At 49.2% G+C, this 12,772-nt stretch carries 12 protein-coding genes; 10 read left to right on the forward strand and 2 right to left on the reverse strand.

From position 1 onward, the window contains the following. Positions 1-329: 329 nt before the first annotated feature. Positions 330-1,319, forward strand: a complete 990-nt coding sequence (locus ACI31J_RS05085; RefSeq protein ID WP_439773354.1) for an aldo/keto reductase — start codon at positions 330-332, stop codon at positions 1,317-1,319. A gap of 92 nt (positions 1,320-1,411) precedes the next feature. Here ACI31J_RS05085 and ACI31J_RS05090 read toward each other — a convergent pair whose 3' ends face one another. Continuing rightward, entirely contained in the window at positions 1,412-1,954 is a 543-nt protein-coding gene (locus ACI31J_RS05090; RefSeq protein WP_439773355.1) for a hydrophobic protein, read from the reverse strand. A 152-nt stretch (positions 1,955-2,106) separates the two neighbouring features. Between ACI31J_RS05090 and ACI31J_RS05095 the strand changes: the two genes are divergently transcribed. Continuing rightward, positions 2,107-3,432: a dihydrolipoyl dehydrogenase family protein gene (locus tag ACI31J_RS05095; protein WP_439773356.1), complete on the forward strand. Its 1,326-nt coding sequence runs from the start codon at positions 2,107-2,109 to the stop codon at positions 3,430-3,432. A gap of 185 nt (positions 3,433-3,617) precedes the next feature. Here the strand turns inward: ACI31J_RS05095 and ACI31J_RS05100 are convergent, their stop codons facing one another. Further along, positions 3,618-5,981 (reverse strand): glycoside hydrolase family 68 protein, encoded by a 2,364-nt coding sequence (locus tag ACI31J_RS05100; RefSeq protein WP_439773390.1) that lies wholly within the window; start codon positions 5,979-5,981, stop codon positions 3,618-3,620. A 784-nt stretch (positions 5,982-6,765) separates the two neighbouring features. Between ACI31J_RS05100 and ACI31J_RS05105 the strand changes: the two genes are divergently transcribed. The 8 genes from ACI31J_RS05105 to ACI31J_RS05140 all read left to right on the forward strand — a co-directional run bounded on the left by ACI31J_RS05105 (position 6,766) and on the right by ACI31J_RS05140 (position 12,755). Beyond that, entirely contained in the window at positions 6,766-7,317 is a 552-nt protein-coding gene (locus ACI31J_RS05105) for a flavodoxin (RefSeq protein WP_439773357.1), read from the forward strand. A gap of 66 nt (positions 7,318-7,383) precedes the next feature. Continuing rightward, entirely contained in the window at positions 7,384-7,836 is a 453-nt protein-coding gene (locus tag ACI31J_RS05110) for a flavodoxin (protein ID WP_439773358.1), read from the forward strand. A 13-nt stretch (positions 7,837-7,849) separates the two neighbouring features. Further along, positions 7,850-8,197, forward strand: a complete 348-nt coding sequence (locus tag ACI31J_RS05115; protein WP_439773359.1) for a MerR family transcriptional regulator — start codon at positions 7,850-7,852, stop codon at positions 8,195-8,197. A gap of 37 nt (positions 8,198-8,234) precedes the next feature. Next, entirely contained in the window at positions 8,235-8,660 is a 426-nt protein-coding gene (locus ACI31J_RS05120; RefSeq protein WP_439773360.1) for a MerR family transcriptional regulator, read from the forward strand. A 178-nt stretch (positions 8,661-8,838) separates the two neighbouring features. Then, positions 8,839-9,876 carry a zinc-dependent alcohol dehydrogenase family protein gene (locus ACI31J_RS05125; protein WP_439773361.1) on the forward strand — a complete coding sequence of 346 codons (1,038 nt, stop codon included), beginning with the start codon at positions 8,839-8,841 and terminating at the stop codon, positions 9,874-9,876. A 62-nt stretch (positions 9,877-9,938) separates the two neighbouring features. Continuing rightward, positions 9,939-11,240, forward strand: coding sequence for a PTS transporter subunit EIIC (locus tag ACI31J_RS05130; RefSeq protein ID WP_439773362.1), 1,302 nt, complete (start codon positions 9,939-9,941; stop codon positions 11,238-11,240). Further along, a complete protein-coding gene (locus tag ACI31J_RS05135) occupies positions 11,224-12,075 on the forward strand; it encodes an alpha/beta hydrolase (protein ID WP_439773363.1) in 852 nt (283 codons plus the stop codon). The genes ACI31J_RS05130 and ACI31J_RS05135 overlap by 17 nt, the downstream gene beginning before the upstream one ends. A gap of 92 nt (positions 12,076-12,167) precedes the next feature. Beyond that, the gene (locus ACI31J_RS05140; RefSeq protein WP_439773364.1) at positions 12,168-12,755 is read left to right on the forward strand and encodes a DUF7679 family protein; all 588 of its coding nucleotides are present in this window, start codon (positions 12,168-12,170) and stop codon (positions 12,753-12,755) included. Positions 12,756-12,772 lie beyond the last annotated feature (17 nt).

Here is a 12,772-nt window from a genome sequence, read left to right on the forward strand (position 1 = left end):
TTAGATTGAGGGGGGATGAATTTCTGCAATTAATTGCTATTTTTATACTTGTTTTGGAGTCGACTTGAAGGCCTATACTCGTTAGTGATGAATTTGGGAGAAAGGGAGGAACAATTGATGAATAAGTTATTCACGTTTTTGGGCAAGCCGCGGACCATCGACCATCAGATCGCCAATCGTAAAGTCAGCTGGCTTGGATGGTCGTCTTGGCAGTGGTCATGCTGGTTGCCGGTCTTAATATTTTACGGGGTTCACATAAATAAAGTTGTTGCCTTGTAGTCGACTTCAAGGTTTAGAATACCATTATTGAGAAATGGAGGAATGATTATATGGAAACACGTATCCTAGGTAAAGACTTAAAAGTAACGGCCATTGGCCTGGGCTGCATGGGATTTTCCCACGGCTATGGCAAACCAACCGATGTTGACGAAGCCATCAAGAACATTCGGGCGGCCTACGACATGGGCTACCGTTTCTTCGACACTGCCGAGATCTACCGGGGGACCAACCCGGACGGCTCCACGAACTACAACGAGGAACTGGTTGGCAAAGCCCTGCACGACGTCCGTGACCAGGTGGTGATTGCTACCAAGTTCGGGATTGCGGCTCACGAAGGCAATGGCTTGAAGGTGGACTCCAGCCCGGCAACAATCCGGAAGTCGGTTGAGGGCTCATTGAAGCGGCTCAATACTGACCACATCGACCTCTACTACCAACACCGGATTGATCCGAATGTGGAACCGGAGACGGTTGCCAAGGTGATGCAGGAATTGATGGATGAAGGGAAGATCACCCATTGGGGAATCTCCGAAGCCAATGAGGATTACCTCCGGCGGGCCAATGCGGTCTGCAAGGTGACCGCCGTTCAGAACCGTTATTCAATGATGTACCGGGAATACGAAGACCTCTTCCCAGTGCTGGAGGAACTGAACGTCGGATTAGTGGCTTTCTCACCACTGGCCAACGGATTACTGACCGGACAAATTAAGCAGAGCACCTTCTCCGATAAGGACCTGCGGAACAAGATGCCGCAATTCACGCCGGAAGCCCTGAAGAAGAACCAGGAACTTCTGGACCTGCTCGATGAAATTGCTGCGCGTCACGATGCCACGCCGGCCCAGATCTCCCTGGCCTGGATGATCAATAAGAAGCCATACATCGTGCCGATCCCGGGCAGCCGCCACCTTAACCGGATCGAAGACAACCTGAAAGCGGCCCAGATCAAGATGTCTGCAGAAGAGGTGGCCCGGATTGACCAGGCCTTAGATGCCGTACCGATGTCCGACGTCTTTGGCGGGACCAAGATTGAAAAGAAGTAAGAATAACAAGACTATGACAACTGTTCATTAATACAAAGAATGATCCGTTCCCAATGGGAGGCGGATCATTTTTATTTAATAATTATTCAATCTTAATGGTGCTTGCGGTGGATCGCGGCCCGGATCTTGGGATAGCGGATCAGCAGGCAAGCCCCATAGGTGAAACTCGTGGCGACGTTGAGGAGCCAAACATACCAGCTGCTATGTCCCCGCAGCATGGCAATTACGGAGAGATCTTTCAGGATTTCGGTGAACAGTTCATGGGAAACTGCGGCGACGTCGAGGTGGGCTCCGTAGAATACTTCGACACCAATGCCGATTGCAAACGACACCAGCCAGCCGAGCAGGTAGGGCCAGTTTCTTTTGACCTCCAGGATTGGCCGCTGGTGGGCGTCAAATTTATTAGTGTCGCGCAGCTGGGTTCGGCCTGCCTGAAGAAAACCGATTGCGATCCCGATCAGGACAAGAATTAAGGCCAGGCCGACTGATCCTAATGAACGGATGTTTCTGAGCCCCAGAAGCATCATGATTGCGGAATAGATCGGGATGATCACCAATTCAAAACGGTTCACCTTTTCATAGGTAAACGTCCCTTTGATAAACTTATAGACTAACAAAACGATGAAAATATCCATTATATAACCAGCCTTACTTTGTGGACCGCTTAGCAGCAACAAATTGTAGCAATGGGCAATTAGTCAAGCAAACGTGAAAGCGAGGCAGAAACGTTGTGTTCGGCAAACCATTTAGGCTACACTTGACCTAATAAGAATATGGAGGGATCAGCATGAAGAAGTATGATGAAATCTTAATTGGCTCTGGTCCGGCCGCCTATGCGATGTCCAACCGCCTGGCTCAGACCGATCACCGGGTGCTGGTGATTGAGGGCTTTGAATATGGTGGAACCTGCCCCAACTATGGCTGTGAGCCAAAGATCTTTTTGGAAGGGGCCGTACGAACGGTCCTGCAGTCCCAGCAGCTTCTTGGACACGGGATCAGTGAACCGGCCAGACTAGACTGGGCGGCTCTCATGCAGACCAAGCGTGCCCGCTTCGACCCGTGGCCGGCAGAGACACGGGCGATCATCAAGAAGACTCATGACATTGAAGACGGCTATGCCCGCTTTGTTGATGATTACACCGTCAGTGTCAACGGTCATCAGTACCAGGCGGACCACATCATTATCGCTACCGGGCAGACGCCTAACCTCCTTGATATTCCGGGGAAAGGATACCTCCACACTAGCTATGACCTGTTATCCTTGAGGAAACTTCCCAATCGGGTTGCGGTCATCGGGGCTGGCTTTGTTGGTCTCGAACTGGCAACTCTGGTCGCGGCCGCTGGGGCGAAGGTGACCGTGATTGTGCATTCAGACCGGGTACTCCGGGAGTTCACTAGGGCGGAAGACAAGGCTCTGGTAACGGCAATGCAGCAACGGGGGATCAAGTTTATCTTTGACGCTGATACGCAGCAGATCGTAAAGGATCAAACAGGTCTAAACGTGGTCACCGATCAAGGAACTATTTTGGCTGATTATGTTCTTGATGCAACGGGTCGCCGCCCCAACATTGATCGGCTGGGGTTGGGGAACACCAGCATTGAGCACGACCGGCACGGCATCAAGGTTGATGGACACCTGATGACCACAGTCCCGGGGGTCTACGCCATCGGGGATGTGGTGAGCCGTCAGCAGCCTAAGTTAACCCCGGTTGCCGAATTCGAAGGGCAGTATCTGTTTGACTACCTGATGGGGAAGACTGACCAGGAGATTAGCTACCCAACGATCGGACAGGCGGCCTTTACCTTCCCCGAGCTGGCTCGGGTTGGCGTCAACGCCGATGAGGTTGCCGATGACCCGCAGTATCAGGTCAAAACGATCCCGCTCAAGTACGGTAGCCTTTATGCCGGGCAAAACGATCAGGTCAGCACCCTGACTCTGGTCTTTAAGGACCGGCGCCTGGTGGGGGCAAGTGAGGTCGGTGACCACGCTGCGGATGACATCAATAACTTCCTGCCGGTGATTGGCTTAGGAATTGACGGTGCCGAGTACAGGCAACACCTCATCGCCATTTATCCGACCCTCGGCGATAAGGTGGCCGGTCTCCTTAAATAGTTGATTTGAAATAGCGACTAGCGTTCTGATTGCATGAATGTGAGTCGCTATTTAATTTTTAAATCAGCATTATTACATTTGATTATATAAAAAGGGCCTTACAATTGTTAGAACTTGATCTAACGATTGTGAGGCCCTTTGCCTGGATCTGTCCAATGGTTTAAGACTTTTAGTCAGCTCGTTTATTAATAACGCCGCCGCTTGATACCAAGGCCAAACATCATTGCAGCACTGCTAAGAGCAATTCCGGCAAGGGCGGTCAGCTTGTTATCCGCATTACCGGTTTGAGGTAATTGCTTTTCGCCTGGCGTATTTGGTGTATTCGGTGTGTTAGGTGTGTTAGGCGTGTTAGGCGTGTTAGGCGTGTTAGGCGTGTTAGGCGTGTTAGGCGTGTTAGGTGTGTTAGGTGTGTTAGGCGTGTTAGGCGTGTTAGGTGTGTTAGGTGTGTTAGGTGTATTAGGCGTGTTAGGCGTGTTAGGTGTGTTAGGTGTATTAGGCGTGTTAGGTGTGTTAGGTGTATTAGGCGTTGGATCTGCAGGGGTATGTGGCTTCAAGTTGTACCCACCGATAATTTGGTTCCAGTTGATTGGCTTACCCCATTCCCCAGGAAGGGCAGCACTGTTTGCAGCATCTTTGTCAAGGACCCCAAGCATATTGTCATTCCGACTAGAATCGTCCCAAATCCAATCTCCCTGGTTGGTTGCCCGTGCTAAAACAGTGGTCGTATCGTCTGGATTGATTTGAACCAGGAAGCTTGGTGCCCAGGTTGCGTAATTACCCTCACCAGAGGCAAAGTCCTTATTACTCATGTAAGAGGTAATTAAGACTTGGTCAGGATGTCCCTGAACAGGAACGGCATAGTACGAGTAGGTAGCTGTCCGCCAGTTGGCCGGAACAGAAGCTGTTAAGACAACTCCTGAATCATTCAATGGCTTGTATGTTCCGGTAAGGCTGTCTGATACATAACCAATCATTGCAACGTTATCACCAACGGTCTTGTTAGCATGTTCGGTTAACTCTGTATCAGATCCCCGGCGAATCCGCGTTACGGAGAACAAGTAGTACTTATCACCAAGTTTTACAACGTTCGGCCGTTCAACTTCGTCACTAGACATTAGTGCAGAAACTAATGGTGAGTATACGTCTTCAACTTGAGGATTAGTTTGGTTGTTATTCAGCTTCAAAATCCCAAGTGCTCCGTTGGCAACACCAGCCAGTGCCCGGTCCTGCTTGTTGTTTAGCAGCTTGAAGAAACTATTAATGTTGAAGTTGTCGTCGCCACCATAGTTAGCCCAATTGTAAATCTGAGCATCACTTTGGTAATCTTCGTTACCAGTGTTGGCTTCAAAAACCAGGTACCGGTCGCCATTTTCTAACTGAACAACGTGTGGATCCCGCAGGCAGTAGTCATCGTCCGCCCGGTTTGGGCCATCCGCAAATTGATTGTAGTTTTGGTAGTGGTAGCCATCACCCTCAAAAATAACGTGATTGTTATCCACGCTTTGAATGGATACACCGTTATCATCTACGTTTAGATGAAGTGTAGCAGTGGCCAGCTTTTGATCGTTCAGCTTGTAATCAGAAGTGTCATTCAGAGTGTAGAACAGTTGAATTGAACCATCGTTATTTGTAATAGCTGAACCGGACCATTCTTGGAAAACGTTATTTTCATTTGTCCCGAAGATGGAACCGGCATTTCGCCAGTGGGAGAAGTCATTGTCGCCATACTTGTTGTATAAAAGATAAATGTGGTTGTCACCATAGGGGGTGTTCGGAATACCCATCATGGCGATGACCAATTGATACCCCTTATAGTTTGAAACATAACCCGTAACCGGATCTTGAACCGGCCATGAATCCCAAACATCTAATTGTGCTGGCTTACCGGTTTGGGCATCAACTGTGTAGGCAGCTGGCATGTTCTTAATTTCCTTCGCGTTGAAGAATGGAATCGCATAACGTGGATCCTGGTTGATTAGTGCGTTTCCAATTCCTTGCAGATCCTTAAACGTTAATTTGGTACCCTTTTCAGCCGACTTGGAGAAGTTGATCTTGTTTAATTCATTAATCTGATCATCTGTTAAACTGCTAGCGTCGATTTTAGCGTTTTTGACGGCTTGCGCAGCGGCAGGGTTGAGTTTCTTCAGATTGGCTTGCGTAGCATCAGAATCTACATTGGTTGGTTGCTTGATCTGTGTCTGGTCATTATTTTGCTTGACCTGGTTATCTAAAGTTGCAGATTGGCTTGGTGTGTTGGCAGAAGAACTGCTGTTAGCATTGCTGCTCGTACCTTGGCTGCTAGGGGTCACTGTTGCAGTGGCTTGGGCAGTGGAACTCGAATTTTCGGTGGCCAAAGCAGGGGTATTCTTAGCAACTTCATTACTAGTAACGGTACCGACTTGGTGCTGTTCAGTGCTTACGGCAGTTACGTTCTCATGATTATCAGCCTTGTTGTCTACCTGGTCAGCATGAGCATTCAATACTCCACCCATCAGAACAGAGGCAGAGACCAAAGCGGCAACTGCCCACTTCTTACCAGCCTTGTACATTTTTTTATGCTCTTTGTATTCCAAAATTACTCCTCCTAATTTTTTGATAAACGTTTATCAAATATTCATGAAATAAAATATCATTTTTTAAGAAAATGTCAAGATTGAATTTAGGCAGCTTGAGGATGAAATTTTGGCATGTCGGTAAAAGCATGCTAATAAAAAATTCTAAGTGACGTCTCTAACAGAATTGAGAAGAAGATAACTGTGTGGGGAAATATAAAAACAAAAACTCAGGCGATTGGTAGCTACTATTCAATTCTAGTATAGCGATATACTCAATTGGCAATTTTAGGCCTATTCATTTCTAATTATACTGTCATTAATCGAGCGGAGCGTCCATCCTGAGTAGGAAGCCAGCTCGATACCCCATTTGAAATTCGGTAGTTGGGTGGCCTGGTCTCCTTTAACCTTGCCAAGGATGTTTGGAAGGATTAACCGGCCAAAAAAGAACCGTTTGAAATTTCGTTGAGAGTTTCAGATGGTTCTTCTTTTAGAAAGAAATTGCTTGCCTTAAAGCAGACTATAAGGTTTATAGTACATACATCATATCGGAACAGTAGAAGTGAAGGAGGAGAAGAAAATGTTAGTAAATCAATTAATTGGTCTGATTGTGTTGACGCTCCTGCTTTTGGTAACGCTGACCACCCCTAAAGGTCGTTAGGAGGTAATAATAATGGGATTTAAACGCAAGGCTGAAATTAAAGATAAGATTGCCGGGCAACCAATTGTGGCCCCACAGTTAGGGATGCCGGCGGTGCAGTGACGCAATGGTTATGGTGTAGTGTCTGATGGTCAGGATACCAACAGTCAAAACAAACCAACCCGTCAGCTGACCAGGGATGCAAAAGAAATCATCATTTACTTTTCCCGTTCCGGCAGTACGGAATTGCTGGCTGCTAAACTAGCTAAGCTGACTGGTGCTGATATCCTGGAAATTGTGGTCGATAAGCCTTATTCAGGAAACTACCACCGGACGCTGTCACGGGCAAATAACGAGCGGCTAAATGCCGATTATCCAGAACTGAGGATGTCACTACCGGACCTCAGTCAATATCGGCGAGTCTACCTGGGATTCCCGATTTGGGCAATGACGCTGGCTCACCCGATGAGCAGCTTTTTGCTTGAGTACGGGGCAGCACTGAGTCATAAGCAGCTGGTTCCTTTCATGTCAGAGGGCGGCTATGGTCAGGGAAGCAGTGTGCAGAAGATTGCCCAGCTTCTCCGCCAGCAGGGGGTTTCGGCAGACCTGTACCGGCGTCCGTTAGTCGTGGATGGCAATAAGGTTGACCGGGCTGATTACCAGATCGAACGCTGGCTTAAAAATTTAGGCTAAGGCTTGCCTTGAAGTGAACTGCAAGGTTTATAGTAATGATAAATTCATGTAAGGGGGACAATCAAAATGTCAAAAATATTAATTGCAACCTATTCCTGGTCAGGACAAACGGCCAAGGTCGCCAAAAAACTCGCTCAGCTGTTGGATGGTGCGGAGACGTATGAGATCGCTGTGGCCGCTGACACGTTTGACAGCGATATGTTCAAAACCGATGCCATTGCCACCGACCAGATCAAGAATAACCGCTATCCGGCATTGACGACCCCGGTTCCCGAGGTGAGTCAATACGACCTAATTTTAGTCGGCAGCCCGGTCTGGCGGGGCGCACCGGCAACTCCAGTGCACACCTTCCTTGAATCGATTCAGGGATTCTCTGGCAAGGTCGCCCCATTTTATACTGACGCCGGGTCGGCCAACGGCTTTGAGGACACCTTCAAACAGTGGGCCGGGAACTTAAACGTATTGCCGGGCCACGAGGGTTCAAATGACTTAGCAAAATGGCTTAAGGAACTGAACTAAAAGGAGACAATTAATGAATATTCAACAAGTAGCGGAGAAGCTATCCATTTCTACTGATATGATTCGTCGCTGGGAACGTCTCGGAATGATTCCACCGGTTACGCGAAATAAGGATGGTTTAAGAAACTTTACCAAGGCTGATATTCGATGGGTAAAATATGCCAAGCTGCTCAATATGATGAATATTTCTCCTGATTTCCAAATTGAATATGTAAAATTAGCGATGCTGGGTAAGAATGCTGCCCCAGCCCGCCAGAGCCTTCTCAATGAACAGCTGGGCCAGCTCAACGACGACCACCGGTGCCTAGTGGACCAGCTTACCGACATGGAAAAGACGATTGAGCGAGAAGAGCTCGCTTGAGTGTTAAAATAAAGGGAAGATTACAGGAGGGAATTAAATGAATATTAAAGAAGCAAGTGAGCGCTTAGGTATTCCGAAGGAGACGTTACGTTACTGGGAAAATAACGGCCTGATTCCAGAAGTTCCGCGTAACAGCAGCGGTTACCGTGATTATACCGAAAACGAAATCAAGTGGGCTCTTTTCATCAAGGCAATGCGTAACGCAGGCATGTCTGTCGAATCATTAATCGAATTTGTTGACCTGTATAATGCGCATAAGGATAGCCGAGAAGCCCAGCGGTCAATCGTCAAGGAGCAGTATGACATCCTTTTAGCAAAGAGAAACGAACTGGACAAGACCCTTAACTACTTGGCCTACAAGCTGGACCACTTTGAGGACCATGTGATGCCCTTTATCGAAGAAGAAGATTACTATGAACTCAGGAAGAAAGACATGCTTAAGCCAAAAGAGGAAGACAAATAGAAGATTACAAGGTAAAATGGCTGATGAAGTTAGATGAGCTCTTCGTCAGCCATTTTTGATTATGGCAGAGCTGATTTTATAAAATTCCTGTTAAAAAGGCCTTGCCTTCTAGTCGACTCTAAGGTTTATATTAAATAATGTTGATAGATATGATATATAAGAAAAGGAGCGGATATAGATGAAAGCAGCCGTATTTATGGAACCAGGCAAGATGGAAGTTCATGAAGTTGAGAAGCCGAAGATTCAAAAGCCGACCGACGCGATTTTGAAGATCGTCCGGGCCTGTGTGTGTGGATCTGACCTCTGGTGGTACCGGGGCATTGCCAAGCGGGAACACGGTTCATTGGTTGGTCACGAGGCCATTGGAATTGTTGAAGAAGTCGGCGCCGATGTTAAGGACGTCAAGCCCGGCGACTTTGTAATTGCCCCATTCACCCACGGTTGCGGCCACTGTGCTGCCTGCCTGGCGGGCTTTGATGGTAACTGCATGAATCAGGAGGCTGGCGGCAACGGTGGTTACCAAGGGGAATACCTGCGGTTCACCAACGCTAACTGGGCCCTGGTCAAAATTCCTGGCCAACCAGCAGACTACACTGATGAGCAGTTAAACGACCTCTTAACCCTGGCCGATGTGATGGCAACTGGTTACCATGCCGCCGCTAGTGCTGAGGTCAAGGAAGGCGACACGGTTGCCGTTATCGGTAACGGAGCGGTTGGTCTTTGTGGGGTGATCGGTGCCAAGCTGCGTGGTGCTAAGCGGATCATCTCACTGAGCCACCACGAAGACCGGGCCAAGCTTGCTAAGGAATTCGGGGCGACCGACATCGTTGCCGAACGTGGCGATGACGCCGTTAAGAAGGTGCTTGAACTGACCGATGGTAATGGTGTTGACGCCGTTCTTGAATGTGTCGGGGCCGTATCAGCAATTGAACAAGCCGGTAAGCTGGCTCGTCCTGGTGCAATCGTTGGCCGGGTTGGGGTTCCACAAACGGAACCATCATCCAACAACCTCTTCTGGAAGAACATTGGTCTCCGTGGGGGCATTGCTTCCGTGACGACCTACGACCGGAATGTCCTCTTGGATGCCGTCTTAAAGGGTGAAATCCACCCCGGAAAGGTCTTCACGAAGCGCTTTGACCTTGATGATATTCAAAAGGCATATGAGGCAATGGACAAGCGTGAAGCCATCAAGTCGTTAGTAATTGTAAGTGAATAATAAGCAAGCCTGGGACCGTAAGCGGCCCAGGCTTTTTGTGGTTTAGAGAGAGGGAGAGCTAGATGGGCAGAAAACAAAGACTGGTAACGTGGGCGGTGCGCTTCAACCAGCACGCCTTTGTCCAAATCCTGCGGGAAACGTTAATCATGCTGTTTCCGGTTGCGCTGGTGGGGTCGATTGTCTGGATTATTGGTGATAATCTGCTGGCCCCCAATGGTTTCTTGGCAAACATCCTGCGGGTTCGGCAGTGGCTACCGCAACGGCAGTTTTTTCGGGCGCTGTTTGGTGACGCAACTACCATTACTGTTGGCTGGCTGGCTTCTTATGCGGCCTTCGTCAGTGCCATTATGACCACCCGGCGTTACCGCAGTGGCAACCTGATTGCGGGAGTCTGTGCCATGATTAGTTATGTGCTGATCTTCTATCACACGATCCGCGGCAGCCAGGCCGTGGAGCTGCGCTATTTTAGTGTTGGCTGGCTGATCATCGGGATCTCGGTTGGCTACCTGGTGGGGATGCTGTTTGTCAAATGGGGTTACCCGTTTACACTGAGTGATGTGCACGGCGGCAGTCAACGCCTGCTGGCGAGAATTTTGAAAAACCTCAGGCCCTTTACGCTGGTATTGAGCGGGGCCTTCATCCTGCATATGCTATATGCGGTTTGGCGGGTCTTCAACCTCGACACCATTACGACCCAAGCGCTTTCTTCCGCGATTGGCCGCCACAGCAACTACCTCCTTAATATTACCCTGTCCTTATTCAACACCCTTGCCGTCTGGCTCGGCTTTGCGGAACCCCTCAACCTGACGAGCAGTGCCTATGGCAACGAAATCAGGAGCAACCTGATCTACGCTTTGACCCACAGTTCGTTTGCGGTGCCGTACCCGTTTACACCCTCGGCCCTCTATAACGGCTTTGCCAACTTTGGCGGCACCGGGGTCACCCTGGCCTTAGTGATCGGGATTCTGTGGGTTGGCCGTAATCGAAATCAGCAGACGGTTGCCAAGCTGAGCGTCTTCCCGGCGATCTTCAATAACGGCCTGCCGATTTTGTTTGGCTCCTGCGTTTTCCTCAACCCGATCTACCTCGTGCCGTTCGTGCTCTTGCCGATTATTAACATGCTGATCGCGAGTGTGTTCATCTTTATTCACGCCTTGCCGCCGATTGTCTATCCGGTGCCGACGGGGACGCCGGGAATCCTGGTGCCGTTTATTGGCACCGGTGGGGATTGGCGTGCGCTGTTGTTGTCAATTTTATTGGTGATCATTGACATCATTGCCTATATTCCATTCATTAAACTGGCCTTGGCGGTCGAGGAACAGCTGGCAGGAGAGGGGGATAAACAAAATGAAAGCATTAAGTAAGCGGCACAAGATCATCGTTATTTCGGCCGTTATTATTCTGGCCATCCTGACGCTAGCTTCCTATTGCTGGTCACGGCAAAGCATTGCAACCCTCCAAAAGCGGCAGAAATCGCGGATGTCGCCGGTGATCATGATCCCGGGGAGCAGTGCCTCGGTTAACCGTTTTGATACCCTGGTGGCCAAAATCAATCGGCAGGATCACCAAAACCACAGCCTGCTGAAGGTGAAGGTCTATAACAGCGGCAAGATCACCTATACCGGCCAGGTTAGGCAGGGGGACGATGAGCCCTTCATCGTGGTTGGCTTTGAGAATAATCATGATGGTTATGGCAACATCAAAAAACAGGCCCGGATGTTTAACACGGCCTTCAATCAGCTGAAGGAACAGTATAACTTCAACAACTTCAAGGGGATCGGCCACTCCAACGGGGGACTGATCTATACCTACTTTTTGGAACACTACTTTAATGAACGCCAGATCCGGCTTAAGCGGCTGATGACCATCGGGACGCCATACAACTTTGCCGAGCCCACCAGCCGGCGGACCCAGATGCTTAGTGACTTCATCAAGAACCGGAATAAATTGCCGGACAACCTGACCATGTATTCAATTGCGGGATCCGAGAACTACGTTGAGGACGGCCTGGTGCCGCTCAGCAGTGTGCTCGCGGGCAAGTACATTTACCAGGGGGCGGTGAAACACTATACTCAGATTACCGTTACCGGGAAGTTGGCTCAGCACTCGGCATTACCGCAGAACAATGAGGTTCTTAGTCTAATTCAGCGCTATATCCTGGATAACCAGCACCCAGCAGGAGGACAGCCGAATAACTAATAAAAAAAGATGATCCGAATGGCAAAGTCTTTTTGACATTTTCGGATCATCTTTTAAAATTTAATAAGAATTGCAATGAGAGGATAATCACCATGACCAATACGGATACGCGTGGCTGGTCGTTTACCAAACGGGCCCTGTACGAGCTGAAGTCACAATCAAAGCCCAAAAAGAAGAAAACGCATCATCAGCGAGAATATTACTGGGTCCATGTCCAGTTTACCAATGGCCGGATTGCTAATTATCAGTTGCCTAAGGACCTGCAGGGGCCGCTGGACCAATATCGTAAGGAGCACCGCGACTGGAAAAGCGTTCTGCTGGGGGCATTGATCAATGTCCCAACGACGAAGTATCAAAACGGGCGGGCCAAAATCTGTCCAGCAATCGTGCGGGAGATTTTGATTTTGCCGGTTGGTGCCCACAATCCCCGCTGGATCACCCGCAGCCAGTTTGTCAAGCCGGACTATTCCTGGGGCGCCTGGCTCTTTAATCGGGCACGAATGGAACGGGAGAAGAATTTTTTGACCCACGATTTTAGCCCGGCAAACCAGCAACGGATTAAGGCAATCATCGACCAATATCGGCAGCACCGGGTCCACCGGGTCCGCCAGCAGTTCTGGCACCGTGCCGGTCTGACGGTCGTGGCTGTAGCCGTTGGCGGTTTACTACTATGGCTTTAATTAATAAGGGACGGAGA

The sequence above is a fragment of the Limosilactobacillus sp. genome, from assembly GCF_051873075.1.
In the GTDB taxonomy this organism is placed as follows: Bacteria; Bacillota; Bacilli; order Lactobacillales; family Lactobacillaceae; genus Limosilactobacillus.

Excerpts from the sequence above, each read along its gene's own strand:
- ACI31J_RS05125 (WP_439773361.1), top strand. The coding sequence starts at position 8,839 with ATGAAAGCAGCCGTATTTATGGAACCAGGCAAGATGGAAGTTCATGAA.
- ACI31J_RS05095 (WP_439773356.1), top strand. The coding sequence starts at position 2,107 with ATGAAGAAGTATGATGAAATCTTAATTGGCTCTGGTCCGGCCGCCTAT.
- ACI31J_RS05110 (WP_439773358.1), top strand. The coding sequence starts at position 7,384 with ATGTCAAAAATATTAATTGCAACCTATTCCTGGTCAGGACAAACGGCC.
- ACI31J_RS05135 (WP_439773363.1), top strand. The coding sequence starts at position 11,224 with ATGAAAGCATTAAGTAAGCGGCACAAGATCATCGTTATTTCGGCCGTT.
- ACI31J_RS05115 (WP_439773359.1), top strand. The coding sequence starts at position 7,850 with ATGAATATTCAACAAGTAGCGGAGAAGCTATCCATTTCTACTGATATG.
- ACI31J_RS05085 (WP_439773354.1), top strand. The coding sequence starts at position 330 with ATGGAAACACGTATCCTAGGTAAAGACTTAAAAGTAACGGCCATTGGC.
- ACI31J_RS05130 (WP_439773362.1), top strand. The coding sequence starts at position 9,939 with ATGGGCAGAAAACAAAGACTGGTAACGTGGGCGGTGCGCTTCAACCAG.
- ACI31J_RS05140 (WP_439773364.1), top strand. The coding sequence starts at position 12,168 with ATGACCAATACGGATACGCGTGGCTGGTCGTTTACCAAACGGGCCCTG.
- ACI31J_RS05090 (WP_439773355.1), bottom strand. The coding sequence starts at position 1,954 with ATGGATATTTTCATCGTTTTGTTAGTCTATAAGTTTATCAAAGGGACG.
- ACI31J_RS05120 (WP_439773360.1), top strand. The coding sequence starts at position 8,235 with ATGAATATTAAAGAAGCAAGTGAGCGCTTAGGTATTCCGAAGGAGACG.
- ACI31J_RS05100 (WP_439773390.1), bottom strand. The coding sequence starts at position 5,981 with ATGTACAAGGCTGGTAAGAAGTGGGCAGTTGCCGCTTTGGTCTCTGCC.